Source organism: Pantoea sp. UYEF8, from assembly GCF_040546285.1.
GTDB classification, from domain to species: domain Bacteria; phylum Pseudomonadota; class Gammaproteobacteria; order Enterobacterales; family Enterobacteriaceae; genus Pantoea; species Pantoea brenneri.
Genome location: NZ_JBEPNM010000014.1, coordinates 37158 through 61122, shown reverse-complemented (window position 1 = coordinate 61122; position 23965 = coordinate 37158). Strand labels below are relative to the sequence as shown.

General features: G+C 55.6%; 26 protein-coding genes. 14 read left to right on the top strand and 12 right to left on the bottom strand.

What is annotated here, in order from left to right:
* The first annotated feature begins 3 nt into the window (after positions 1–3).
* Positions 4–1032, top strand: coding sequence for an L-threonine 3-dehydrogenase (gene tdh, locus ABIB18_RS20455; RefSeq protein WP_354475472.1), 1029 nt, complete (start codon positions 4–6; stop codon positions 1030–1032).
* 30 nt (positions 1033–1062) lie between these two features.
* Here the strand turns inward: tdh and ABIB18_RS20450 are convergent, their stop codons facing one another.
* The 4 genes from ABIB18_RS20450 to envC all read right to left on the bottom strand — a co-directional run bounded on the left by ABIB18_RS20450 (position 1063) and on the right by envC (position 5516).
* Positions 1063–1974 carry a hypothetical protein gene (locus ABIB18_RS20450; RefSeq protein ID WP_159223093.1) on the bottom strand — a complete coding sequence of 304 codons (912 nt, stop codon included), beginning with the start codon at positions 1972–1974 and terminating at the stop codon, positions 1063–1065.
* Positions 1967–3196: a glycosyltransferase gene (locus tag ABIB18_RS20445; protein ID WP_069729268.1), complete on the bottom strand. Its 1230-nt coding sequence runs from the start codon at positions 3194–3196 to the stop codon at positions 1967–1969. Before ABIB18_RS20445 ends, ABIB18_RS20450 begins: the two co-directional genes overlap by 8 nt.
* Positions 3197–3299: 103 nt before the next feature.
* Positions 3300–4211 carry a divergent polysaccharide deacetylase family protein gene (locus ABIB18_RS20440; RefSeq protein ID WP_354475469.1) on the bottom strand — a complete coding sequence of 304 codons (912 nt, stop codon included), beginning with the start codon at positions 4209–4211 and terminating at the stop codon, positions 3300–3302.
* 3 nt (positions 4212–4214) lie between these two features.
* Positions 4215–5516, bottom strand: coding sequence for a murein hydrolase activator EnvC (gene envC, locus ABIB18_RS20435; protein ID WP_069729270.1), 1302 nt, complete (start codon positions 5514–5516; stop codon positions 4215–4217).
* 253 nt (positions 5517–5769) lie between these two features.
* On the opposite strand from envC, the gene ABIB18_RS20430 reads away from it, so the two are divergent.
* The 5 genes from ABIB18_RS20430 to cysE all read left to right on the top strand — a co-directional run bounded on the left by ABIB18_RS20430 (position 5770) and on the right by cysE (position 8891).
* Positions 5770–6201 (top strand): rhodanese-like domain-containing protein, encoded by a 432-nt coding sequence (locus ABIB18_RS20430; RefSeq protein ID WP_354475467.1) that lies wholly within the window; start codon positions 5770–5772, stop codon positions 6199–6201.
* A gap of 20 nt (positions 6202–6221) precedes the next feature.
* Entirely contained in the window at positions 6222–6476 is a 255-nt protein-coding gene (grxC, locus tag ABIB18_RS20425; protein ID WP_008926942.1) for a glutaredoxin 3, read from the top strand.
* 38 nt (positions 6477–6514) lie between these two features.
* Positions 6515–6985: a protein-export chaperone SecB gene (gene secB, locus ABIB18_RS20420; protein ID WP_031375597.1), complete on the top strand. Its 471-nt coding sequence runs from the start codon at positions 6515–6517 to the stop codon at positions 6983–6985.
* The gene (gene gpsA / locus ABIB18_RS20415) at positions 6985–8001 is read left to right on the top strand and encodes an NAD(P)H-dependent glycerol-3-phosphate dehydrogenase (RefSeq protein WP_031375598.1); all 1017 of its coding nucleotides are present in this window, start codon (positions 6985–6987) and stop codon (positions 7999–8001) included. The genes secB and gpsA overlap by 1 nt, the downstream gene beginning before the upstream one ends.
* A 68-nt stretch (positions 8002–8069) precedes the next feature.
* Positions 8070–8891: a serine O-acetyltransferase gene (cysE, locus tag ABIB18_RS20410; protein WP_046289519.1), complete on the top strand. Its 822-nt coding sequence runs from the start codon at positions 8070–8072 to the stop codon at positions 8889–8891.
* Here cysE and trmL read toward each other — a convergent pair.
* The 3 genes from trmL to cpxR are packed head-to-tail and all read right to left on the bottom strand — an operon-like array spanning position 8888 to position 11471.
* On the bottom strand, positions 8888–9361 hold the full coding sequence (gene trmL / locus ABIB18_RS20405) for a tRNA (uridine(34)/cytosine(34)/5-carboxymethylaminomethyluridine(34)-2'-O)-methyltransferase TrmL (protein WP_031375599.1): 474 nt from the start codon (positions 9359–9361) through the stop codon (positions 8888–8890). The two genes, cysE and trmL, sit on opposite strands and share 4 nt — an antisense overlap.
* A gap of 35 nt (positions 9362–9396) precedes the next feature.
* The gene (cpxA, locus tag ABIB18_RS20400; RefSeq protein ID WP_031375600.1) at positions 9397–10776 is read right to left on the bottom strand and encodes an envelope stress sensor histidine kinase CpxA; all 1380 of its coding nucleotides are present in this window, start codon (positions 10774–10776) and stop codon (positions 9397–9399) included.
* Complete coding sequence (cpxR, locus tag ABIB18_RS20395; protein WP_031375601.1) at positions 10773–11471, bottom strand: envelope stress response regulator transcription factor CpxR; 699 nt, start codon at positions 11469–11471, stop codon at positions 10773–10775. Before cpxR ends, cpxA begins: the two co-directional genes overlap by 4 nt.
* A 148-nt stretch (positions 11472–11619) precedes the next feature.
* Here cpxR and cpxP point away from each other — a divergent pair, with 148 nt between their 5' ends.
* The 6 genes from cpxP (at position 11620) to ABIB18_RS20365 (ending at position 17100) form a co-directional block, all read left to right on the top strand.
* On the top strand, positions 11620–12129 hold the full coding sequence (gene cpxP / locus ABIB18_RS20390; protein WP_031375602.1) for a cell-envelope stress modulator CpxP: 510 nt from the start codon (positions 11620–11622) through the stop codon (positions 12127–12129).
* A gap of 452 nt (positions 12130–12581) precedes the next feature.
* A complete protein-coding gene (locus tag ABIB18_RS20385) occupies positions 12582–12737 on the top strand; it encodes a con-10 family general stress protein (protein WP_031375603.1) in 156 nt (51 codons plus the stop codon).
* A 234-nt stretch (positions 12738–12971) separates the two neighbouring features.
* Positions 12972–13874 carry a CDF family cation-efflux transporter FieF gene (gene fieF / locus ABIB18_RS20380; protein ID WP_031375604.1) on the top strand — a complete coding sequence of 301 codons (903 nt, stop codon included), beginning with the start codon at positions 12972–12974 and terminating at the stop codon, positions 13872–13874.
* Positions 13875–14082: 208 nt separating this feature from the next.
* Positions 14083–15045 carry a 6-phosphofructokinase gene (pfkA, locus tag ABIB18_RS20375; protein WP_046289520.1) on the top strand — a complete coding sequence of 321 codons (963 nt, stop codon included), beginning with the start codon at positions 14083–14085 and terminating at the stop codon, positions 15043–15045.
* 143 nt (positions 15046–15188) lie between these two features.
* Positions 15189–16178, top strand: a complete 990-nt coding sequence (locus ABIB18_RS20370) for a sulfate ABC transporter substrate-binding protein (RefSeq protein ID WP_031375606.1) — start codon at positions 15189–15191, stop codon at positions 16176–16178.
* 148 nt (positions 16179–16326) lie between these two features.
* Positions 16327–17100, top strand: a complete 774-nt coding sequence (locus ABIB18_RS20365; protein ID WP_354475461.1) for a CDP-diacylglycerol diphosphatase — start codon at positions 16327–16329, stop codon at positions 17098–17100.
* 29 nt (positions 17101–17129) lie between these two features.
* Here the strand turns inward: ABIB18_RS20365 and tpiA are convergent, their stop codons facing one another.
* The gene (tpiA, locus tag ABIB18_RS20360) at positions 17130–17897 is read right to left on the bottom strand and encodes a triose-phosphate isomerase (protein WP_031375607.1); all 768 of its coding nucleotides are present in this window, start codon (positions 17895–17897) and stop codon (positions 17130–17132) included.
* 120 nt (positions 17898–18017) lie between these two features.
* A complete protein-coding gene (locus ABIB18_RS20355; protein ID WP_031375608.1) occupies positions 18018–18608 on the bottom strand; it encodes a DUF1454 family protein in 591 nt (196 codons plus the stop codon).
* Positions 18609–18708: 100 nt separating this feature from the next.
* On the opposite strand from ABIB18_RS20355, the gene ABIB18_RS20350 reads away from it, so the two are divergent.
* Positions 18709–19143: a DUF805 domain-containing protein gene (locus ABIB18_RS20350; RefSeq protein WP_031375609.1), complete on the top strand. Its 435-nt coding sequence runs from the start codon at positions 18709–18711 to the stop codon at positions 19141–19143.
* Here the strand turns inward: ABIB18_RS20350 and fpr are convergent.
* Positions 19134–19880, bottom strand: a complete 747-nt coding sequence (gene fpr / locus ABIB18_RS20345; RefSeq protein ID WP_031375610.1) for a ferredoxin--NADP(+) reductase — start codon at positions 19878–19880, stop codon at positions 19134–19136. The two genes, ABIB18_RS20350 and fpr, sit on opposite strands and share 10 nt — an antisense overlap.
* Before the next feature lie 273 nt (positions 19881–20153).
* On the opposite strand from fpr, the gene emrD reads away from it, so the two are divergent.
* A complete protein-coding gene (emrD, locus tag ABIB18_RS20340) occupies positions 20154–21347 on the top strand; it encodes a multidrug efflux MFS transporter EmrD (protein ID WP_354475458.1) in 1194 nt (397 codons plus the stop codon).
* Here the strand turns inward: emrD and glpX are convergent.
* Together glpX and glpK are read right to left on the bottom strand one after the other, a co-directional pair.
* The gene (gene glpX, locus ABIB18_RS20335) at positions 21337–22347 is read right to left on the bottom strand and encodes a class II fructose-bisphosphatase (protein ID WP_031375612.1); all 1011 of its coding nucleotides are present in this window, start codon (positions 22345–22347) and stop codon (positions 21337–21339) included. The genes emrD and glpX overlap by 11 nt on opposite strands.
* A 96-nt stretch (positions 22348–22443) precedes the next feature.
* Positions 22444–23955, bottom strand: a complete 1512-nt coding sequence (gene glpK, locus ABIB18_RS20330) for a glycerol kinase GlpK (RefSeq protein ID WP_046289522.1) — start codon at positions 23953–23955, stop codon at positions 22444–22446.
* Between the last annotated feature and the right edge of the window lie 10 nt (positions 23956–23965).

Here is a 23965-nt window from a genome sequence, read left to right as displayed (position 1 = left end):
ACCATGAAAGCACTCGCCAAACTGAAAAAAGAAGCGGGCATCTGGATGGTGACTGATGCGCCTGTTCCTGAGCCGCGCCATAACGACCTGCTGATAAAAATCCGTAAAACGGCCATCTGCGGGACCGACGTACACATCTACAACTGGGATGACTGGTCGCGAAAAACGATCCCGGTGCCGATGATTGTTGGCCATGAATATGTGGGTGAAGTGGTGGCGGTCGGCCAGGAGGTCAAAGGTTTTTCTATTGGCGATCGGGTGTCAGGCGAAGGCCACATCACCTGCGGCCACTGCCGCAACTGCCGTGCCGGACGCACCCATCTGTGCCGCAATACCATCGGGGTGGGCGTTAACCGTCAGGGCTGTTTTGCCGAATATCTGGTGATCCCGGCATTCAATGCATTCAAAATTCCTGACAACATTTCCGATGAGCTGGCGGCGATTTTTGACCCGTTCGGGAATGCGGTACATACCGCGCTGTCGTTTGATCTGGTCGGTGAGGACGTGCTGATCTCCGGAGCCGGTCCTATCGGCATTATGGCGGCGGCGGTCTGTCGTCACGTTGGCGCGCGCAATGTGGTGATCACCGACATTAATGAATACCGACTGGCGCTGGCGCAGAAAATGGGCGTTACCCGGGCGGTTAATGTGGCAAAAGAAGATCTGCGTGAGGTGATGCATTCGCTGGGGATGACCGAGGGATTTGATGTCGGGCTGGAAATGTCGGGCGCGCCGCCGGCTTTCCGCACGCTGCTTGAGGTGATGAATCACGGTGGGCGGATAGCGCTGCTGGGTATCCCACCGGGTGAGATGGCGATCGACTGGAACCTGGTGATTTTTAAAGGTCTGTTTATTAAGGGGATCTACGGTCGCGAGATGTTTGAAACCTGGTATAAAATGGCGGCGCTGATCCAGTCGGGGCTCGACTTAACGCCGATTATTACCCATCGCTATGCGATTGATGATTTTCAGCAGGGCTTTGATGAGATGCGTTCCGGACGCTCCGGCAAAGTGATCCTCAACTGGGATTAAACATAAAGCGGCCGTTGCGCGGCCGCGTTATTACGCCTGCTTTTTCTCTTCATCGGTCAGGTAGCGCACCTTGCGGGTGTAATCCTGACCTTTGAACATCAGCGGCTGGCGGGGATCGCTAAGGTATTTTTGCCATTCCGACAGTGGGAAGCCGCCGTGTGCGCCCACCACCTCTGCCGGGATGACGGCTGACTGACCGCCCATTTTCTTCGAAACCGGCCAGTTAGCCCATTCACCCAGATTAACGGTCCTGAGATCCAGCATATCCAGCAATACCGCCAGCGGCAGCTGATCGGTCGGCGGCTGGCTGTCATTCATTAAATGCCAGGTATCATTAAACAGCGTCAGCCACAGCGGTGAAATACGCTGCCAGACCGCCCGCGTCGCCGCCAGATAAGCGCCATTGACGTGGTCAACCAGGTAAGGGCGGATGCTGGGCGGGTAATAGGCGGGAATCGCCTCTTTTGGTGCACCTTCCAGTTTGGCAATCATTTTGCCCTGACGGAAGCTGGAGTAGAGATGGCCTGGCTTCATTCTGATGTCAGGCATCTTAAGCAGATTGAGGTCAGAATCGATCATCAGAATGCCGTCGCCTTTGGCCTGCAGGGGGGCCTGCAGTTTGATCAACCGGCTGCGATAGATCTGCTTATAGCGATAGTTTTCCTCGCGATGCGGAACGTCCAGCGTCGCAACCCGGGTTTTAGCCGGCAGTTCACCAAAGGCCGCCGCGGGTTGATCGCTGACGATAACAATCTCTTCTATCTGCGTCGCAAAGCGCGCGGCAAACGTGGCGCTGAGCAAGGCTTCTTCAATGTAATCCGCGCCGGTGCAAGGGATCACCACCGAGGTCACCGTCACCTCACCCTGTACGCCCGCCTGATCGTAGGGCAGGTTATGGCGCGCCCGGATATGGCGATAGCGAGGATTTAAAAAATTAAGCATGGGGTTTTTCTCTGACGACGCTCTGAAGAATATTTTCGACGCCGCTGACGTAGGTTTCAATAGCATATTGTTCGCGCACGCGCTTGCCTGCCGCATTGATCAGTCGCTGACGTAAATCCGCATCCTGCCATAACGCAGTAAGATGCTGGGTCAGTTGCACCACATTGCCGTAATCAAACAGCAACCCGGTTTCATCATGACTGATCAATTCGGCAGTACCGACCACGCGCGAACCGACGACGGCGGTGTTCACCAGCATCGCTTCCAGCACCACCCGTGGCAGACCTTCACTGCGCGACGCGAGAATAAACGCATCGAAGGCGGTGAGATAATCCAGCGCGTTATTCTGGAAGCCGGTAAACACCACGTGGTTCTGAATATTTTCCGCCGTCGCCAGCTGCAGCAGGTGCTGTAATTCAGGCCCGGCACCCACAATAACCATTTTCCAGTCGGCATCCGGATTGGCACGTTTGAAGCGGCCCAGCGCCTGCAACGTATGATGATTGGATTTACGCAGGATCAGCGAGCCGATGGAGCCAAACACAAAGGTGCCAGGAGCCAGTTTAAAGCGCTGACGCACCTCAAGGCGGTCAGGCAGCGGCTGGTGAATATCGATGGCGTTACTGACGGTAAAACAGCGATCTGCATTCACGCCGTGCTTACGTAACGTGGCGTTCACGCCCTCGGAGACCGCAATCACCGCCTGGCAATCCTGATTGACCATTTTTACCAGCCGCGGCTCCAGCAACGGATCAATACGACAGTGCTGGACCACAGCCACATTCAGGCCTCGCGCCGCCAGATACCCTTCAATATTGGTGCTGGGCTGGTTATTCATGTACAGGGTGTCGTACTTGCCGAGCTGTAACAACGAGTTAATTTTGCTGGCGTTGGGGATGATACGCCAGCGCTCATCAATCAGATCGATGGCGCGCTTCTTGAGTTTTTTATTGAAAAACAGCAGCGCGCGCGCCACTTCTTTGACGATTTTGGCCCAGCGCGGTTGTTTGATTTGTGGAATAAAGAATACCGGAATATCCAGTGCAAGCAGCGCGGACTCGATGGTTTCGCCGTTGCCGCGACCGTAGTTGTGGTAGAAGCAGCAGGTGATATCAAATTTTTGACGATCAATACGCTTCAGCAGCTCCAGCATGCTGTTGGTGCCGCCTCCCCATTCTCTGCCGTTATCCAGCAGCAGAATTTTTTGTTTATTAATCGTCATCCGTCTCAATATTCCACACAGCACCTCATGGCCCGACCCGGGATTATAGTAATTTCTACGTAGAAGTGAACGCTAAGCTGCATACTTAGCATTCATAGCAAATTCAGAACAGACTTTTTACCTGCTTAAACAGCGGACTCTGGCTCACGCTTTCACCTACCGCTTCCAGTGCTCGGGTCGCCGGAACAGGTGTCAGCGGCCGTTTCGGCTTACACAGCCCTGGCGGCTGGAAGCGCGGAGAAGCGGGCTTGGTTGGCGCTACCGATGTGGCTGGCGGGCGAGTGCCATTATGCAGCGGCTCGTTCAGCAACTGGCTGGGACGGACTAAAGTAATTTCAGCTGGCAGCGTGGGTAACATCTGCTGCAGCACCCGGACCGTGTTGGGATGCGGATGACCAATTGCGATGGCGTAGCCATCACGCTGCGCCAGCTTTACCGCGCGGCTAAACTGCTGGCGAATGGCGTTAATATCCTGGCTGTCATCCAGAAAAACTCTGCGCTTCAGCACTTTGACCTGGGTACCCTGCGCCGCCGGCACTGCCTGGCTGTTGGCGATGGTCATGCTATCCAGGAAGTAGAGGTTGTAGTGGTTCAGCGCCTGCATCACTTTTTGCATGCCGGGCAGGCTGGAGGTCATTCTGCTGCCCATATGGTTATTGAGACCCACCGCATAAGGCACGTTGCTGACTGCATTACGCATGATGCGTGCTACCTCTTCACTGCTCATCTCCGGCGTTAAGGTATCTTTCTCCAGCGGCTGCTTGCTGAGCGGTGCCATCGGCAGATGGATCAATACCTCGTGGCCACTCTGATGCGCTTTGGTGGCCATTTCACGCGCGTGCGGCGCATTGGGCAGCACGGCAACCGAGATCGCCTGCGGCATCTGCAGAACCTTGTTCTCTTCGGTCGGACGATAACCGACATCATCAATCACAATCGCGAGTTTGCCGGCGTGGGCAGCGTAGCTGAGCAGCAAACTGCTCAGCAGTACGGAGATTTTTCGAAGTTGTAGCAAAACTTATTTTCCTAACCACGGGAGTGGGTTGACGGCCTGTCCCTGACGTCGAATTTCAAAATAGAGCGACGGTGTGCCACGGCCGCCGCTGGTACCGACCAGCGCAATAGGCTGACCGGCTTTCACCTGTGCACCGACGGTCACCAGAGCGCTTTGGTTGTAGCCATACAGGCTCATATCGCCTTTACCATGCTCCAGTACCACCACCAGACCATAGCCCTGTAACCAGTCGGCCATCAGTACGCGACCGTCGGCGATGGCTTTCACCTCGGTGCCTTCGCGCGCATCAATCACCAGCCCTTTCCAGCGCAGCTCACCCTGTAGCTGTTCGCCAAAGCGATGCTCAATACGTCCGCGTACCGGCCACAAGGCCTGACCGCCCGCGCGACCCAGGCCGCCGGTTCGGGCGACCAGCTCGCGTTCACTCTGGGTCGGCTGATAGCTTGATCCTTTGGCTTTCGCCTGCGCCTGACGCTGACGCACTTTTTCCGCTTCACGCGCTTCGCGGGCAGCACGTTCCCGTGCTTCACGCTCTGCCCGGGCGATTTTGTCCTGCAGGCGGGTTTCGTTCTGGCGCATCTCCACCAGATCGGCCTGATCTTTTTCCAGCGCGCTTTCCAGTACCGACAAGGTTTTCTTACGTGCTGCGCTCGCCTGCTGCAGTTTCTGCTGCTGGCTTTGCTGCTGGGCTAACAGGCCTTTCTGCTGCTGTTGCTTCTGCTCCAGCGAGGCCCGCTGCTGGTTCAAATCCTGTCGCGTCTGCTGCAGCGCCTCAATGCTCTTCTGGCGCGCGGCATTCAGGTAACCGAAATAGGCCAGAATGCGCTCGCTGCGCTGACTTTCTTCGCCACCCAGCAACAGTTGCAGGCCATTATGCTGGCCCTGGCGAAACGCGGCGTCGAGCTGCTGTGAAAGCAGCTTTTCCTGTTGTGTCTGCTGCTTTTCAAGCCGGGCGATCGAGCTGGCGAGCTGGCTGATGTCATTGTTCAATGCTGTCAGGCTATTCCGGGTTTCGCGCAGCTGACGGCTGGCCTGAGCGATGATTTTTTCCTGACTCTGCAACTGATCCAGCAGTTTGCTGCGCTGTAGTTTTTGCGCTTTAACGCTTTTCTCTTTTTCGGCGATGTTTTGCTGAATAGATTGCAGTTGAGATTTGCTGTCTTCCGCACTGCGCGCGGCGGTTGGCAATAACAGTACGCCCGCACAAAGCAGGCTAAGGGAGAGGGTGGACAGATGTGTGGACAACGGCAGGTTATCGCCGTTGCGACGGGTCCTTGTGTGCGAAACGGTTGTTTTTCCCTTCATAGGCCAATGATTATTCCACGATGAACCGCCGCTTACCAGTAAACCGCACCGGCATTTGCTTTTCCAGTTATGTCCGGTTTTTACAGGACATCGCCTAAGCGTTACGCCATTTTTGTGCTTTAGCCAGATTTTTTTGGAAAATGCTACTCAAATTGCCACTCTGGCCGCTTAGCATCTGTACATGAGAAGTGGCGCAGGTATACTCAGAACCCTTGTTTTAGCTTATTAGCCCGGTCTGGAGTCGTTACCCCTCATGCAAGAAATTATGCAGTTTGCAAGCAATCACCCCATCCTCAGTCTGGCATGGGTTGTTTTACTCATTCTGGTGATTGTGACTACCGTTAAAGAAATGTTCTCTAAGGTAAAAACCATCAGCCGCGGTGAAGCAACCCGCCTGATTAACAAAGAGGACGCGGTAGTTGTAGACGTGCGTTCGCGCGACGATTTTCGCAGAGGGCATATCTCAGGCGCGCTGAATGTGGCAGCCGCAGAGATTAAAAAAGGCAACTTAGGCGAACTGGAAAAACATAAAGCACAGCCGATCATCGTGGTGTGTGCGACCGGACAAAGCGCGGCCGATCCTGCTGCCCATCTGAGTGCTGCTGGCTTTACTCAGGTATCGGTGCTGAAAGACGGCATCAGCGGCTGGAGCGGTGAAAATCTGCCGTTAATTCGCGGTAAATAATCTTACTGAGGTGCTAAATCATGGCAAATGTTGAGATGTATACCAAAGCGACCTGCCCTTACTGCCATCGGGCGAAGGCGCTGTTAACGCAAAAAGGCGTATCGTTCCAGGAGATTCCCATTGATGGGGACATGGCGAAACGTGAAGAGATGATTAAGCGCAGCGGTCGTACTACCGTGCCTCAGATTTTCATTGATGCGCAGCACATTGGCGGCTGCGACGACTTATTTGCACTCGATAATCGCGAAGGTTTAGATCCTTTACTGCAGGCGTAATTTTACGCCGGACATTCTCACTTATAGGACCTGGTCACATGTCAGAACACAACACTAACGAAATGCAATTCCAGATTCAGCGCGTATACACCAAAGATATCTCATTTGAAGCGCCTAACGCGCCGCAGGTTTTCCAGAAAGAGTGGGAGCCGGACGTAAAACTGGATCTGGATACTGCATCTTCTCAACTGGCTGACGAAGTTTATGAAGTCGTGCTGCGTGTGACTGTAACCGCAACCGTGGGTGAAGAGACCGCTTTCCTGTGTGAAGTTCAGCAGGCCGGTATTTTCACTATCAGCGGTATCGAAGGCACGCAGATGGCCCATTGCCTGGGTGCTTACTGCCCGAACATCCTGTTCCCGTATGCCCGCGAATGCATTACCAGCCTGGTTTCACGTGGTACTTTCCCGCAGCTGAACCTGGCGCCGGTTAACTTTGATGCGCTGTTCATGAACTACCTGCAGCAGCAGCAAGGTGAAGAAGGCGCCGAACCACATCAGGATGCCTGATGACTACTCACGCTTCGATTAGCGTCATCGGTGCCGGCTCGTACGGCACCGCTTTGGCGATTACCCTGGCCCGTAACGGCCATCCGGTGCTGCTGTGGGGACATAACCCGGCGCACCTGGCGCAACTTCAGTCTGACCGCTGTAATACCGCCTTCCTGCCCGATGTGCCGTTCCCTGATAATCTCTCCCTTGAGCCGGACCTGGCGAAAGCCATTGCGGCCAGCCGCGATCTGTTGATTGTGGTGCCGAGTCACGTCTTTGGTGATGTGCTGCAGCAGATCAAGCCGGAATTGCGTGCCGATTCGCGTATTGTCTGGGCGACCAAAGGGCTGGAAAAAGAGACCGGACGTCTGCTGCAGGATGTGGCGCGTGAGATCGTTGGCGAGGCGATTCCGCTGGCAGTGATCTCTGGCCCGACCTTTGCGAAAGAGCTGGCGGCAGGTTTACCGACCGCGATTGCACTGGCGGCGACCGATGCGCAGTTTGCTGACGATCTGCAGCAGAAGCTGCACTGTGGTAAAAGTTTTCGCGTTTACAACAACCCTGACTTTATCGGCGTACAGCTGGGCGGGGCGGTGAAAAACGTGATTGCTATCGGTGCCGGTATTTCGGATGGCATCGGTTTTGGTGCCAATGCACGTACCGCATTAATTACGCGCGGGCTGGCGGAAATGAGCCGTCTTGGCGCGGCGCTGGGTGCCGATCCCACTACCTTTATGGGCATGGCGGGATTGGGCGATCTGGTACTGACCTGTACCGATAATCAGTCGCGCAACCGTCGTTTTGGCATGATGCTGGGACAAGGTGAGGATGTAGATAGCGCGCAACGCATTATCGGACAAGTTGTAGAAGGCTACCGAAACACCAAAGAAGTCAGAGCGTTAGCTGCGCGTGTCGGCGTCGAAATGCCGATCACCGAGCAGATTTATCAGGTGTTGTATTGCGAAAAACCCGCGCGGGATGCAGCATTAAGCCTGCTGGGGCGGACAAGGAAGGACGAAAACAGCAATAGCTAAAGCAGGAAGCGTAGCGTCATCACCTGTAGCGCCCATTCAGGCGCTTTTTTTATCGGGAGAAAACAGCAATGTCGTCTGATGAGTTAGAACTGGTCTGGAATAATATCAAAGCAGAAGCGCGAGCCCTGGCTGATTGTGAGCCGATGCTGGCCAGCTTTTACCACGCGACATTGCTTAAGCATGAGAATCTCGGTAGTGCCTTGAGTTATATGCTGGCTAATAAGCTGGCCAATCCGATTATGCCCGCGATCGCCATCCGTGAAATTGTCGAAGAAGCGTATCGCGAAGACCCCACGATGATTCTGTCAGCCGCCTATGATATTCAGGCGGTCCGTCAGCGCGATCCGGCGGTGGACAAATATTCCACGCCGCTGCTCTATCTTAAGGGCTTCCACGCCTTACAGGCCTACCGTATCGGCCACTGGTTGTGGAACGAGGGACGCCGTGCGCTGGCGGTTTATCTGCAGAATGAAATTTCCGTCTCATTTGCGGTTGATATCCATCCTGCCGCTAACATTGGTCACGGCATCATGCTCGACCATGCGACCGGCATTGTGATTGGTGAAACGGCAGTGGTTGAGAATGATGTCTCGATCCTGCAGTCAGTTACGCTCGGCGGGACCGGCAAAACCAGCGGCGATCGTCATCCAAAAATCCGTGAAGGGGTGATGATTGGTGCCGGGGCGAAAATCCTCGGCAACATTGAGGTCGGACGCGGAGCAAAAATCGGCGCGGGTTCCGTGGTCCTGCAGCCTGTGCCACCGCACACCACCGCCGCAGGCGTGCCTGCGCGCATCGTGGGTAAACCCGGCAGTGATAAGCCGTCAATGGATATGGATCAGCACTTCAACGGCAGCCTGGCGGGCTTTCAGTTTGGCGACGGCATCTAGCCTTTAATCAGTGCGCCAGCGTAATCGAGCTGGCGCCACGCTTCATACACCACCACCGAGACCGCATTCGACAGATTCATACTGCGGCTTTCGGCCTGCATCGGTATACGAATCTTCTGCTGTGCCGGTAAGGCCTGCAAAATCTCAGCCGGCAATCCGCGGCTCTCCGGACCAAACAGTAAATAATCCCCGGCCTGATACTGCACTGCGCTGTGCGCTGGCGTGCCTTTGGTGGTCAGGGCAAACAGCCGCGCGGGCGATTCTGCCGCCAGAAATGCCGCATAGTCTGCGTGGAATTTGATGGCGGTAAATTCGTGATAATCCAGACCGGCACGACGTAAGCGTTTGTCATCCCAGGCAAAGCCGAGTGGCTCAATCAGGTGGAGCTGAAAGCCGGTATTGGCGCACAGGCGAATGATATTGCCGGTATTAGGCGGGATTTCTGGTTCAAACAACACAATGTTAAGCATAAGGCCCCCGATAACGAGGGCCGAAGCATAGCAAATTATTGTCGACCGGAGGAGTAGAGCGGTAACCAGATCGTCAGGCGCAGGCCGCCAAGCGGGCTGTCATCGGCCTTAACCCAGCCGCGATGTTGCTGCACGGCGGTTTCGACGATGGCCAGACCGAGGCCGGTGCCGCCCGATTCGCGATCGCGCGCTTCATCAGTACGGTAAAACGGTCGGAAAATCTGTTCGCGATCTTCCGGGCTGACGCCAGGACCATCATCATCGACATGTACCGTGATACCGGCGATATCGACCGAGAAGCTGACGCTGATGTGGCTGTTTGAATAACGCAGCGCGTTACGCACGATATTCTCCAGCGCACTCTCCAGCGCGTGCGGATTGCCGTAAAGCGGCCATGGACCCGGCGGATAAGGTATGTCCATCTTCTTGCCCATCTGCTCGGCTTCGAAGCGGGCATCTTCCAGCACCCCGTTCCACAGCTGATTCGCCTTCATCGCCTCACTGACCAGCGCATTTTTATGCTGGGTGCGCGACAGCACCAGCAGGTCGTTAATCATGCCATCCAGACGCTGCGCTTCCATCTCAATGCGCTCCAGCTCTTTGCCCTCGCCCTGACGACGACGCAGCAGCGCCGTTGCCAGCTGCAGTCGGGTAAGCGGCGTACGGAGCTCATGGCTGATGTCTGACAGCAGACGTTGCTGACCGGTCATCATCCGTTCCAGCGCACTGACCATCTGATTAAAGCTGGAGCCGGCAGCCAGGAACTCCTGCGGGCCCGATTCCAGTTCCGGATGCTGACGCAGGTTACCGCTGGCGACTTCATCGGCAGCATATTTCAGCTTACGTGCCGGACGAGCCAGGCTCCAGGCCAGCCACAACAACAGCGGCGAACTGATCAGCATTGTCACGATCAGCAGCAATAAGGGGCGATCAAACAGGAGATTGATGAAATCGAGCTGAGAACTGTTGGCTGGACGAATCATGTAGAGCTGATAGTTATCTTCACCGTCCCGAACCGCAAACGGCCCCACCAGTTCAACCCGACCATACTTCTTTTTCTGCGGATGATCCGCATTATCGGACTGGCCGATAAAATTGCGGATAACCTGCATTTCATTATGCTGCGCGCCGATTACCCGGCCTTCGCTGGTCACTAACAGCAGCCGCTGACCCGGCGGCGCCCATTTTTCTACTGCACGGAATAACCGGCGCCACCACATCAGATCGTTAGGCGGATCCTGTGACAACTCGGCTTCAACGTGCTGCTCAATCATGATGCCCTGCCGCTGTTCACTTTCAAGCAGCGAGGTCATCTGTCGGGAATCGAGTTTGGGCACCATTAGCACCAGCATCAATACCAACGCCAGGGTTAACCAGAAGATGGCAAAGATGCGGGTGGTCAGACTGCCAATCATGATGCCGAAACCATCAGGTAGCCCCGGCCGCGTAAGGTTTTAAACCATGGATGACCATCACGACGCTCAGGAAGCTTACGGCGCAGGTTGGAGATGTGCATATCAATCGCCCGGTCAAACGGCGTCAGGCGTTTACCCAGCACTTCCTGACTCAGATGTTCACGCGACACCACCTGACCCAGATGCTGTGCCAGCAGATAGAGCAGGGTGAATTCGGTGCCGGTCAGATCCAGCGTCACATCATCAAAGCTGGCCTCCTGGCGACCCGGATTAAGCCGCAGGCAGTCGACTTCCAGCGTCGGTGAGCTGTTGTCCTGCTGCTGTTGCTGTTCACTCCAGTTAGAGCGGCGCAGAATAGCGCGGATACGGGCCACCAGCTCACGATCGTTAAACGGTTTAGGCAGATAGTCATCCGCGCCCAGTTCGAGGCCCAGTACGCGATCCAGCTCGCTACCGCGCGCGGTCAGCATGATGACCGGAGTCTGATGTTGCTGTCGCAGTTCTTTCAGGGTGTCGATACCGTTCTTTTTCGGCATCATCACATCCAGTAACAGCAGATCAACGGAGTTATCAAGCAGGTTCAGCGCTTGTTCACCGTCGCTGGCTACCACCACCTCAAACCCTTCCATTTCTAACAGTTCTTTTAAAAGCGAAGTTAATTCGCGGTCATCATCTACCAACAGGATTTTATTCATTTTTGTAGCCCTCCGCAGGCAAAATACCGTGTTCCTGGCGCACCTATCCATCGCTTTACGTAGTTTTACACCCCCTGACGGATGTTTGCAGCTATCGCCGTACACTGGCTCTCGTTGAATCGCAAAACGGAACGAACTGGAGTAAACGATGCGCACATTAACCGCCGTCGTCCTTGCCTCAGCGATGGCTCTCAGTCTCGCCAGCGCAGGTGCAAAAGATACGACGACGATTGACGAGATGCATCATGGCGGATTGCCGACAGGCAGTATGACGCAAAATCCGCAAAGCCACATGTTCGAGGGCATCGAGTTGACCGAACAGCAGCGTCAGCAGATGCGTGACCTGATGCAACAGGCCCGACACGAACGCCCGGCGGTCCGTCTTGATGATATCGCCGCTCTGCATGAGTTAGTGACTGCAGACAAATTTAACGAAACGGCCATCCGCGAGAAGGCGGAAACCATCGCCAGAGTTCAGGTTGAACAACAGGTCGAGATGGCGCGTGTACAGAATCAAATGTTTCATCTGCTAACGCCGGCCCAGCAGGCCACGTTGCAGAAGAACTACCAGCAGCGACTGAATGAGCTGCGTCATTTATCGAATTTGCAGTCAGCATCATCACTGCAAGCAGTGAGTAGTACCAGCAGTAACCAGTAACATAGTATCCCTGTTTTCCTTGCCATAGACACCATCCCTGTCTTCCCCCGCATGATGCGGGGGTTTTTTTTATCTTTTTACTGGTTTTTTTGCTTTGACAGTAATCATCACTCCGCAATAAAAACGCCATTTGATTAGCGCTTAGTCAGCCTGCGCTACCGATCACCGCCGTTTAACTCTGTTTACGCACGATGACTGCGCTTAAGCGCACCGGGAGTATTTGCCGCTGCAGGTAATTTATTAACGCATTGATATATATGAACTTATGCGCGGAAGTCATCAGATTAACCTGGGTTTTCAACGGCCTGCATTCCCCGCGTTGCGCTTGCTGGATCAGGTCCAGCTTCTACACTTAATCCTGTCACTGCAGGGAAGTGAAGTGTCTTCGCGAAGTCTCAGGGAGCAACAACCACATTATGTCGTCCTGAATGAATCTATTAACGGAGTAAGTTATGGCAGAGCATCGTGGTGGTTCAGGTAATTTCGCAGAAAATCCGCAGAAAGCATCTGAAGCTGGTAAAAAAGGCGGCCAGAACAGCGGCGGCGGAAATTTCAAAAACGATCGTGAAAAAGCATCAGAAGCAGGAAAAAAAGGCGGCAAAAAGTAATTGCTGTCTCACGCCCTGACGCGGCTGGCAGATGAAATAATGCTGGCCCTGATGTGTTAAGCACTGTGCCCCGTCCTCCTGCTGTGGTCGGGGCTTGTTTTTATTATCGCGTCCTCCCCGGCCGACATCCCTCTCTTTGATCACAATTAAGCGGTCTTCTGACAGCAGTGTTAAACTTTAGCCATTCTTTCATTTGGGTGCGCATCTCCCTTGATGCTGCATACGGAACCTGGCATGCAACCCTCTTATGGTCGACTGGTAAAGCGTGCTGCTCTGGCCGCGACTATCCTTGCGTCTGTGCTGTTAATCGTAAAGATTTTCGCCTGGTGGTACACCGGTTCAGTGAGCTTGCTGGCTGCGCTGGTCGATTCACTGGTCGATATCGCCGCCTCGCTGACCAACCTGCTGGTGGTGCGATATGCGCTGCAACCGGCGGATGAAAACCACACCTTCGGACACGGCAAAGCGGAATCGCTGGCGGCGCTGGCGCAAAGCATGTTTATCTCGGGCTCCGCACTGTTCCTGTTTCTGACCGGCCTGCAACATCTCGCTTCACCAAACGTACTCCGTGCGCCTGGCGTCGGCATCGTGGTAACCGTGGTGGCACTGGCCTCGACCCTGATACTGGTGGCCTTTCAACGCTGGGTGGTGCGCAAAACCCGCAGCCAGGCGATCCGGGCCGATATGCTGCACTATCAGTCAGATGTAATTATGAATGGTGCCATCCTGATCGCGCTGGTGCTGAGCGGTTACGGCTTCGCCCGCGCGGACGCGCTGTTTGCGCTGGGCATTGGCGTGTTCATTCTCTACAGCGCGCTGCGGATGGGATATGAGGCGGTACAGGCGCTGCTGGATCGCGCGTTACCGGAAGAGGAACGGCAGCGGATTCTGACGATAGCGACGCAGTGGCCGCGGGTTCAGGGGGTACACGATCTGCGTACCCGCCAGTCCGGACCCACCAAATTTATTCAGCTACACCTGGAGCTGGAAGATCAGCTGCCGCTGGTGCAGGCACACCGTGTTGCCGACCAGGTTGAGAAAGCATTACGCAAAGAATTTCCCGGTTCGGACGTAATTATCCATCAGGATCCCTGTTCTGTGGTACCGTTCGAGAGAGAAGATTCTTTAGGTTTTTAACTTAAATGAATCAAGCTGATACGAAAGGCATGACGTAACGCTAACATTGCTGCAAAAAATAGTGAAAAGTTGTCTGACCTGAATCAATTCAGCAGCAAGCCTTTGATATACTATCTGCCATCACGTGTCGCGCTAATCGCAAGAATGATGCTCAGCAGCGATCGACAGGCAGGATTAACCCTTAGTTTTGAACAATCCAGAGGTTGTCATGATCAAAAAAATTGGTGTATTGACCAGCGGCGGCGACGCCCCAGGCATGAACGCAGCTATTCGTGGAGTGGTACGTTCCGCGCTGAGTGAAGGACTGGAAGTTTTTGGGATCTATGACGGTTATCTGGGTTTGTATGAAGATCGCATGATCAACCTCGATCGCTATAGCGTCTCCGATATGATCAACCGCGGCGGCACCTTCCTCGGTTCTGCACGCTTTCCTGAATTCCGTAATGAAGATGTGCGTCAGGTCGCGATTGAAAACATGAAAAAGCGTGGCATCGATGCGCTGGTGGTTATTGGCGGTGACGGTTCTTATATGGGCGCCAAACGCCTGACCGAGATGGGCTTTCCCTGCATCGGTTTACCCGGCACCATCGATAACGACGTAGCCGGTACCGATTACACCATTGGCTATTTCACCGCGCTGGAAACCGTGGTCGAGGCGATTGACCGTCTGCGCGATACTTCTTCTTCGCATCAGCGTATTTCGATTGTTGAAGTGATGGGCCGCTATTGCGGTGACCTGACGCTGGCGGCGGCGATTGCGGGCGGCTGCGAATTTATCGTGTTGCCGGAAATCCCTTACACCCGCGAAGAGCTGGTGGCGGAGATCAAAGCCGGCATCGCCAAAGGTAAAAAGCACGCTATCGTGGCGATCACCGAACATATCTGCGATATCGACGATCTGGCACGCTTCATCGAAACCGAAACCAAACGCGAAACCCGTTCAACCGTGCTGGGTCATATTCAGCGTGGCGGCGCACCCTGTGCTTACGACCGTATTCTGGCGTCACGCATGGGAGCCTACTCCATTGAACTGCTGATGCAGGGTTACGGCGGACGTTGCGTCGGCATCCAGAACGAGAAGATGGTGCATCACGACATCATCGACGCGATTGAAAATATGAAGCGTCCGTTCAAGCGCGACTGGCTGGATACCGCTAAACAGCTTTACTGATCCCTTCTGCGGGCGTGCAGCACAGCACGCCCGATCTGCTCGCCTGTATATTCCGCACGGTTATAACAGCTTATTTTTAATTCTTTTAGCTCTGTAATGGTTTATGTCACGCTTAGCCCATAACGATATTGGGAGAGTGCGTAATGAACAAGTGGAGTATCGGAATTACCCTGTTGCTGGCCTCAACCAGCGTGCTGGCGAAAGACATCCAGTTATTAAACGTTTCCTACGATCCGACACGCGAGTTGTATGAGCAATACAACAAAGCGTTCAGTGCGCACTACAAACAGGAAACCGGCGATAACGTCGTGGTCCGTCAGTCTCATGGCGGTTCCGGTAAGCAGGCTACCTCGGTCATCAACGGCATTCGTGCCGATGTGGTCACCCTGGCGTTGCAATCCGACGTAGATGCGATTGCCGAGCGTGGTCGTATCGACAAAAACTGGCTTCAGCGCCTGCCCGACAACTCCGCACCGTACACCTCGACCATCGTCTTCCTGGTACGCAAAGGCAACCCCAAAGGGATCCATGACTGGAGCGATCTGATCAAGCCGGGCGTATCGGTGATTACCCCGAACCCGAAAACGTCTGGCGGCGCACGCTGGAACTATCTGGCCGCCTGGGGCTGGGCACTGGATCACAATAACGGCGATCAGGCTAAAGCACTGGCCTACGTCCGGGCGCTGTTTAAAAACGTTGAAGTGCAGGATTCCGGCGCGCGTGGCGCAACCAATACCTTTGTTGAGCGCGGTATCGGTGATGTGCTGATCGCCTGGGAAAACGAAGCGTATCTGGCGGTTAACAAGCTGGGTAAAGACAAGTTCGAGATTGTTACGCCGAGTGAATCTATTCTGGCCGAACCCACCGTATCGGTAGTCGACAAAGTGGTGGATGAGAAGGGCACTCGCAAGGTGGCGGATGCGTACCTCAAATATCTCTACTCGCCAGAAGGCCAGACCATCGCTGCGCAGAACTACTATCGCCCGCGTGATGCTGAAGTAGCGAAAAAATTCGCCAGCACCTTTGCGCCAGTGAAGCTGTTTACCATTCAGGATAAATTTGGCGGCTGGACCCAGGCACAAAAAGCGCACTTCGCCGATGGCGGCAGCTACGACCAGGTAATGAAACCGTAATCGGGTGCGGCCAGCGCGCCCTGCGCTGGCCGCGTCTCTGTGCTCTCCCGTTCATCGCCATTTGCTGGCCCGCCCAAACAATTCTCCGTGACATTAGCGTATCGCCAGGCGAGGATGCAGGCTGCTGAATCCCACAGGAAGCATTGTTATGCGGCCACGTCGTCGCGCAGTCGGTCTGATTGCGTTTCTGCTGATACTGGTGATTGCGGGCATGCTGGCCGCCGCCCTTCATTTCAAAAAAAACGCCGATGCGCTGTGGCAAATCGTCAGCGAAAAGTGCCTGCCCAATCAGCTGCGGCATGGCGAGCCGGCTCCCTGCCAGCGGGTTGATCTGCAGCATCGCTACGCCACGCTGAAAGATATTCACGGCCCGCTGCAATATCTGCTGATCCCGCTCGATAAAATTACTGGCATTGAAAGCCCGCAGCTGTTGAAGACCACCACGCCCAACTATTTTGCTTTCGCCTGGCATGAACGCCAGTTACTGGCGCAACGGCGCGGCTCACCGATCGACGATCGGGTGCTTTCGCTGGCGATCAACGCACAGTACGGCCGCACCCAGAACCAGCTCCATATTCATCTCTCCTGTTTACGGCCGGATGTGCGTCAGCAGCTTGATCAGCTGATGCCGCAGCTTACGGCGCGGTGGCAGGCGACCACGCTGCGCAATCATCGCTACTGGCTGCGCACGCTGACGCCCGCAGAGCTGGCACAGCAAAGCGTTTTCATCCGTCTGGCGGATGAGGTGCCACAGGCACGTACGGCGATGGGAAAATATGGTCTGGCGCTGGCGGGTTTATCTGACGGACGGCTGGTGTTGATGGCGATTGAGCGTAACTGGCTGCTGCTGAACCGTGGTTCAGCGGAAGAGGTGCAGGATCATCGCTGTCAGATGATCTCGCCAATAAAAAAGGCGGCTTAATTAGCCGCCTTCAGGGTGCGCATTAGCGCTTAGGCATTTTTCGCCGCTGCTGCCGCTTTAACAATCACGGCAAACGCATCGGCTTTCAGTGACGCACCGCCAACCAGCGCGCCATCAATGTCGGGCTGGGTAAACAGCTCAGCAGCATTTTTATCGTTGACCGAACCGCCGTACTGAATGATGACCTGTTCAGCGATCGCCGCATCTTTCTTCGCGATATGATCACGAATAAATTTATGCACCGCCTGCGCCTGCGCAGGGGTCGCTGATTTACCGGTACCGATAGCCCAGACTGGCTCGTAAGCGATGACCGCGTCTTTAAACGCTTCGGCGCCCTGCGTTTCCAGCACGGCATCCAGCTGACGCGCGCAGACTTCTTCGGTTTTACCCGCTTCGTTTTCTGCTTCGGTTTCGCCAATGCACAGCACCGGTACCAGACCCACTGACTTCAGCACTGCGTATTTCTTCGCAATGAATTCGTCGCTTTCTTTATGGTAGGTGCGGCGTTCGGAGTGACCGATGATGATGTATTTCGCACCGATATCTTTCAGCATCTCGGCAGAAACTTCACCGGTGAAGGCGCCAGACAGGTTAACGTCTACGTTCTGCGCACCCAGTGCGATGTGGCTACCAGAGATGGCATGTTTCGCCTGCTCGAGATAGACGGTTGGCGGTGCAATGGCAACGCCACACCCATCAACGCCGGACAGTTCCTTGCGCAGACCGTCGATCAGTTCGGCTGTCATCTGCTTGCTGCCATTCAACTTCCAGTTACCCATAACCAGTGGATGTCGCATTCTATCCTCCGCATAACGCGATACATGAAAAATCACTGCCAGCTGGCAGCGTTGTCTGCCAGACAGTATAGAGATCAAATGTGGCGATGGCTTTGCTTTTCGTCATTTTTGCCCACATCATCAGGGGGTCGCGAGCGCCAGTTTGACCGGTTCAATCGCAAAGGTTAATCCCTTGTCGCCATTGTCAGCCACCACAAAACGCAACGCGCCTTCGACGTGAGCATAGTAGGGCGATCCCTTACCTTCTTTCAGCAATCCATCCAGCTTTTTACGCCCCTCTTCAGCGCTTAAACCCGGGACGAAGAAGCGCAGCGAAGCGGTCATATAGGCCAGCGCTTTCTCCTGTGACGCACTCTGATCCGGACCGGGCAGCGGCAGCCAGGTAATCTGCAGCGTTTTGATTTTGCCGGTTCCCGGCTCCAGCGCCGTCGAGGCATACAGGGTTTCGTTAATCTTGCTGGCGGCGCGCGTCAGGTTGCTTTTGTCACCGCGATTATCGATGGCGCGATACTCCAGCAGCGGCAATGCCGGGTTAGCCAGATTGTACTTTTCGCGAAACTGGCCGATCGTCATATCAAAGGTGGGCGCACCCGCCAGCAGATAAGGCGCAGCGGGCAGCGCGTCGGCCCGATCCTGCGGTTGCGGATCGGCGGCAAATGCCGGAACCGTCAGCGCAAGCGATAACAGCAGTGCGCCAGGCAAATTCTTCATTTTGTCGACCCTAACCAGTAAACTCAGGCCCAAATTAGAACGGTTTTTATCCGCGAGGTCAAAAGCGCGGCGGCTTTAATTTCTGCTGGGACAATAATGCATGACGTTACAACAATGGTGTTTTTCTTATCGTGGCCGGCTGGGGCGACGTGACTTCTGGATCTGGCAGGCGGTCTGGCTGTTGACGACCACCTTATTATTCGTTTTAGCGGCGAATGAGTGGCTGGATACGCAAATGGCCGCATTCGGCGTGGTATGCCTGCTGTGGCCCGCCAGCGCGGTGCTGGTAAAGCGTCTGCACGATCGTAATCGTCGCGGCTACTGGGGATTTTTACTGATTGCAGCCTGGCTGTTGGTGGCGGGAAACTGGAGCATGTTAGACGGCATCCTACCGTGGCTGGTGGGACGGGCCATTCCATTTGTGATACTGGCTGGACTGCTACTCGATCTCGGCGTGTTCCGCGGCACCCCCGGCGATAACCGGTTTGGTGCCGCGGCGCAGCCTGTGCGTTACTGGCAGGCGGCTCACCAGTAATGTTCGCTGGTGATGTGGCCCGGTTTGCGCTTCAGGTGTTTGCGCATCTCGCGCGTCTCCTTAAGCAATTGCTGGGTATCACGCACCATCTGCGGGTTGCCGCACAGCATTACGTGGCTGCTGTCGGCATCGAGCGGTAATCCCACTGCGCGTTCCAGTTCGCCATTTTCAATCAGCGCAGGCACCCGGCCGGTGAGTGAACCGGCGATCTGTTCGCGGCTGACTACCGTCTGGATATGCAGCTTGCCGTGATAAACCTGCTGTAACTGCTGCATCAGCGGCAAAAAACTCAGGTCAGCAGCGTAACGCGCCGCATGAACCAGCACGATATTTTCAAACCGGTCCAGACCTTCGCCCTGCTGGAGCATAGAAAGATAAGGACCGATGGCGGTGCCGGTCGCCAGCATCCACAAGGTCCGGCAGTCCGGTACCTCATCCAGCACAAAGAAACCGGCCGCCTCTTTGGTCACCATTACCTGATCGCCAGGACGCAGCGCGTGTAAATGCGGGCTGAGCTTGCCGTCCGGAACGGTGACCAGATAGAACTCCAGCAGGTCATCTTTAGGCGCATTGACGTAGGAGTAAGCACGCTGGACACGTTCGCCATCAATTTCTAACGCCAGCTTGGCAAACTGGCCGGCGATAAACGGATCGACTGGCGCCTGAACCCGAAGGCTGAACAGCGCATCCGTCCAGTTTTTAACTTCCTTCACTTGAGCATTGACCCACTCGGCCATAATCACTCCCTGGTTGTTGATTATTCAGGCAGATGGCTATTTTCGCGACTGTGCCGCGAGATTGCTACCCTGCGTCCGGACAAAGGCTCTAATCGACAAACTGTTGCGTTACCTTTACAAGCTGGTGCATAAACTTGACGGGCGCAAGTCCGACCCTTTTTCGCTGCCTCTCGCTTTGTCATTTAATCCTGATATTTTTCACGCCATAACGAAACACTCAGCTGGTTAACGGCTGTTTTAACCTCTTTTCTCAGACAGATATGTTACTCAATCATGATGAATAAACTGGGAAATCGCCGCTTGCTGGTGATGCTGATTGTGCTGGTGGCAGTCGGGCAGATGGCGCAGACCATCTATGTACCGGCGATGGCTGCCATGGCTGACGCGCTAAACATACGCGATGGTGCGCTGCAACGGGTGATGGCAGCCTATCTGATGACCTACGGTGGATCGCAGCTGATCTACGGTCCCCTGTCGGACAGTGTCGGACGCCGGCCGGTGATCCTGGCGGGCATGATGATCTTTATGATCGGCGCGATCACCGCATTGATGGCCACGTCGCTTAATATGCTGGTGCTTGGCAGCGCGGTGCAGGGACTGGGAACCGGCGTAGCGGGCGTAATGGCCCGTACCATGCCGCGCGATCTCTACGAGGGACACGCGCTACGCCGGGCCAACAGCCTGCTTAATATGGGGATTCTGGTCAGCCCGCTGCTGGCACCGGTGATTGGCGCTCTGCTGACTCAGCTGTTTGGCTGGCATGCCTGTTTCGCCTTCCTGCTGCTGCTCTGCCTGGCCGTCACCGCCTCTATGGCGCGCTGGCTGCCGGAAACCCGTCCCTACAGTGCGGAAGTCACGCCGTTCTTTAAGCGCTATGTCCGTTTGCTGAGTGACGCCAATTTCGTTCGCTATATTGTGCTGCTGATTGGCGCGCTGGCGGGGATTGCGGTGTTTGAGTCGAGCTGTGGCGTACTGCTGGGCGGCGTGCTCGGCCTGAACAGCCTGACCGTCAGCATTCTGTTTATCCTGCCGATTCCGGCGGCCTTTTTTGGCGCCTGGTTCGCCGGACGCGAGCAGGGCTCCTGGCACTGTCTGATGTGGTGGGGCGTTAATAGCTGCCTGCTGGCTGGGGTGCTGATGTGGGTGCCGGCCTGGTTTGGCGTGATGAATATCTGGACGCTGCTGGTGCCGGCGGCGCTGTTTTTCTTTGGTGCCGGCATGCTGTTCCCGCTGGCAACCTCAGGCGCAATGGAACCTTACGCCTGGCTGGCTGGCAGCGCGGGCGCACTGATTGGCGGGATGCAGAATCTCGGATCCGGTCTGGTGGCGTGGCTGTCGGCGCTGATGCCGCAGCACGATCAGTTCAGCCTCGGAATGCTGATGTTCTTTACTGCGCTGGTGATGCTGCTGTGTTGGTTGCCGCTCTCACGTCAGCCGGAGCGCGGCAACCAGCCGGTTACAGGATAAACGGATGGAGCGCCGGATCTTTACGGTCGAGGTAGTGAATCGACTGGATGCGGCGAATGGTGCGTGACTTACCGCGAATCAGCAGGGTTTCACTGGTGGCGATATTGCCCTGACGCGTGATGCCCTTCAGCAGGTCGCCGCTGGTAATGCCGGTGGCGGCAAACACCACATTGTCGTTGCGCGCCATCTCATCCAGCGGCAGCACTTTACCCGCTTCAATACCCATCTCAGCACAGCGCTGTAGCTCCTGTTCGCCCAGCCGCCGGTTCTCTTCACTGTCACCTTTAACCTGATGACGCGGCAGTAACCGGCCCTGCATATCGCCGTCCAGCGCGCGGATCACCGCCGCTGAAACCACGCCTTCCGGTGCGCCGCCGATGCCATACATCACATCCACTTCACTGTCCGGCATGCAGGTCAGGATTGAGGCCGCGACGTCGCCATCCGGGAAGGTAAATACCCGCACGCCAAGCTGTTGCAGCTCGCTGATGACCGCGTCATGGCGCGGCTTCGCCAGAATCGACACGGTTAACTGTGCCAGCGGTTTATTCATCGCCGCGGCAATATTTCGCAGGTTAGTTTCCAGCGGCAGGTCGAGGTTGATCTGCCCACGCGCAGCCGGACCCACAATCAGCTTTTCCATGTACATATCGGGTGCATGAAGAAAGCTGCCCTTGTCGCCGACGGCCATTACCGCCAAAGCGTTTGCCTGGCCGAGGGCGGTCATCCGGGTGCCCTCGATCGGATCGACCGCGATATCGACCGCATCGCCGCGCCCGGTACCGACTTTCTCACCGATGTAGAGCATCGGCGCTTCATCGATTTCGCCTTCACCGATCACAATCTGACCGTCGATTTCAATCGAGTTCAGTACGTGGCGCATAGCATGGACAGCGGCACCATCGGCCGCATTTTTGTCGCCGCGTCCTAACCAGTGATAGCCTGCCAGCGCGGCAGCCTCGGTTACGCGGGAAAATTCAATCGCAAGTTCTCGTTTCATGGCATCTACCTGACAAAAAACAGGCAGGCAGTGTAACACAGCGGGGGAGAGCGGCGGGGAAAAGGCCCGCGACAGCAACGGTCGCGGGCGTTGATCTTACTCTTGATCTTCCCATGCCTGAGCACGGGCGACGGCTTTCTTCCAGCCGGCATAACGGAAGTTACGCTCGGTGGTTTCCAGGCTTGGACGGAACTCACGTTCAATCACCGCTTTAGAGCGGACTTCATCCAGATCCTGCCAGAAGCCGACTGCCAGACCTGCCAGGTAGGCAGAGCCCAGCGCCGTGACTTCACGCACTTCCGGGCGCTCAACGCGGGTGCCGAGAATGTCAGACTGGAACTGCATCAGGAAGTTGTTGGCAACCGCACCGCCATCCACACGCAGCGCCTGCAGACGGGTATTGGCATCGTTCTGCATCGCTTCCAGCACATCGCGGGTCTGATAGGCGATAGACTCCAGCGTCGCACGGATGATGTGGTTGGCATTGGCGCCACGCGTCAGGCCGAAGATGGCGCCGCGGGCATACGGGTCCCAGTAAGGCGCGCCCAGGCCGGTAAAGGCCGGGACCATGTAAACGCCGTTGGTATCTTTCACCTTCATGGCGAAGTATTCAGAGTCAGCCGCATCGCTGATCAGCTTCATCTCATCACGCAGCCACTGAATGGAGGCACCACCGATAAACACTGCGCCTTCCAGCGCATAGTTCACTTCACCGCGTGGACCGCAGGCGATGGTGGTCAGCAGGCCGTGCGTGGAGGTGACCGCTTCGGTGCCGGTGTTCATCAGCATAAAGCAGCCGGTACCGTAGGTGTTTTTCGCCATGCCAGGCTGAACGCACAGCTGGCCATACAGCGCGGCCTGCTGGTCACCGGCAATCCCGGCGATAGGAATACGCGTACCGCCTTTACCCCCGATGTTGGTCTGGCCGTAAACTTCTGACGATGATTTCACTTCCGGCAGCATTTCACGCGGGATATCCAGGATATCCAGCATGCGCTGATCCCACTCCAGCTTGTGGATATTGAACATCATGGTACGTGAGGCGTTGGTGTAATCGGTGATATGCACCCGACCCTGCGTCATTTTCCATACCAGCCAGGTATCAACGGTACCGAACAACAGCTCACCACGTTTTGCACGCTCACGCGCGCCTTCCACATGGTCGAGGATCCACTTCACTTTGGTGCCGGAGAAGTACGGGTTAATCACCAGGCCGGTGGTGTGCTGGATATACTCTTCCAGCCCCTCTTTCTTCAGCTTGTGGCAATAATCAGCGGTACGTGGATCCTGCCAGACGATGGCGTTATAGATTGGCTTGCCGGTCTCTTTGTCCCAGACGATGGCGGTTTCACGCTGGTTGGTGATACCAATGGCTGCGATCTCATCAGAGCGAATGTCGGCGTGCGCCAGCACTTCAACCAGCGTCGAGCTTTGTGACGCCCAGATATCCATCGGGTCATGCTCAACCCAGCCCGCTTTCGGGTAGATTTGGGTAAATTCACGCTGCGATACCGCTACAATGTTGGCGTCGTGATCGAGGATCACCGCACGTGAACTGGTTGTGCCCTGATCGAGCGCGACAATATATTTTTTATCGGTGGTAGTCATAAATTCTGTC

Coding starts and splice junctions, on each gene's coding strand:
- glpX (WP_031375612.1), bottom strand. CDS start 22,347: ATGAAACGAGAACTTGCGATTGAATTTTCCCGCGTAACCGAGGCTGCC.
- ABIB18_RS20430 (WP_354475467.1), top strand. CDS start 5,770: ATGCAAGAAATTATGCAGTTTGCAAGCAATCACCCCATCCTCAGTCTG.
- cysE (WP_046289519.1), top strand. CDS start 8,070: ATGTCGTCTGATGAGTTAGAACTGGTCTGGAATAATATCAAAGCAGAA.
- secB (WP_031375597.1), top strand. CDS start 6,515: ATGTCAGAACACAACACTAACGAAATGCAATTCCAGATTCAGCGCGTA.
- pfkA (WP_046289520.1), top strand. CDS start 14,083: ATGATCAAAAAAATTGGTGTATTGACCAGCGGCGGCGACGCCCCAGGC.
- glpK (WP_046289522.1), bottom strand. CDS start 23,955: ATGACTACCACCGATAAAAAATATATTGTCGCGCTCGATCAGGGCACA.
- grxC (WP_008926942.1), top strand. CDS start 6,222: ATGGCAAATGTTGAGATGTATACCAAAGCGACCTGCCCTTACTGCCAT.
- emrD (WP_354475458.1), top strand. CDS start 20,154: ATGATGAATAAACTGGGAAATCGCCGCTTGCTGGTGATGCTGATTGTG.
- gpsA (WP_031375598.1), top strand. CDS start 6,985: ATGACTACTCACGCTTCGATTAGCGTCATCGGTGCCGGCTCGTACGGC.
- cpxA (WP_031375600.1), bottom strand. CDS start 10,776: ATGATTGGCAGTCTGACCACCCGCATCTTTGCCATCTTCTGGTTAACC.
- tdh (WP_354475472.1), top strand. CDS start 4: ATGAAAGCACTCGCCAAACTGAAAAAAGAAGCGGGCATCTGGATGGTG.
- ABIB18_RS20385 (WP_031375603.1), top strand. CDS start 12,582: ATGGCAGAGCATCGTGGTGGTTCAGGTAATTTCGCAGAAAATCCGCAG.
- ABIB18_RS20365 (WP_354475461.1), top strand. CDS start 16,327: ATGCGGCCACGTCGTCGCGCAGTCGGTCTGATTGCGTTTCTGCTGATA.
- fpr (WP_031375610.1), bottom strand. CDS start 19,880: ATGGCCGAGTGGGTCAATGCTCAAGTGAAGGAAGTTAAAAACTGGACG.
- fieF (WP_031375604.1), top strand. CDS start 12,972: ATGCAACCCTCTTATGGTCGACTGGTAAAGCGTGCTGCTCTGGCCGCG.
- ABIB18_RS20445 (WP_069729268.1), bottom strand. CDS start 3,196: ATGACGATTAATAAACAAAAAATTCTGCTGCTGGATAACGGCAGAGAA.
- ABIB18_RS20350 (WP_031375609.1), top strand. CDS start 18,709: ATGACGTTACAACAATGGTGTTTTTCTTATCGTGGCCGGCTGGGGCGA.
- trmL (WP_031375599.1), bottom strand. CDS start 9,361: ATGCTTAACATTGTGTTGTTTGAACCAGAAATCCCGCCTAATACCGGC.
- ABIB18_RS20370 (WP_031375606.1), top strand. CDS start 15,189: ATGAACAAGTGGAGTATCGGAATTACCCTGTTGCTGGCCTCAACCAGC.
- ABIB18_RS20355 (WP_031375608.1), bottom strand. CDS start 18,608: ATGAAGAATTTGCCTGGCGCACTGCTGTTATCGCTTGCGCTGACGGTT.
- cpxR (WP_031375601.1), bottom strand. CDS start 11,471: ATGAATAAAATCCTGTTGGTAGATGATGACCGCGAATTAACTTCGCTT.
- tpiA (WP_031375607.1), bottom strand. CDS start 17,897: ATGCGACATCCACTGGTTATGGGTAACTGGAAGTTGAATGGCAGCAAG.
- envC (WP_069729270.1), bottom strand. CDS start 5,516: ATGAAGGGAAAAACAACCGTTTCGCACACAAGGACCCGTCGCAACGGC.
- cpxP (WP_031375602.1), top strand. CDS start 11,620: ATGCGCACATTAACCGCCGTCGTCCTTGCCTCAGCGATGGCTCTCAGT.
- ABIB18_RS20450 (WP_159223093.1), bottom strand. CDS start 1,974: ATGCTTAATTTTTTAAATCCTCGCTATCGCCATATCCGGGCGCGCCAT.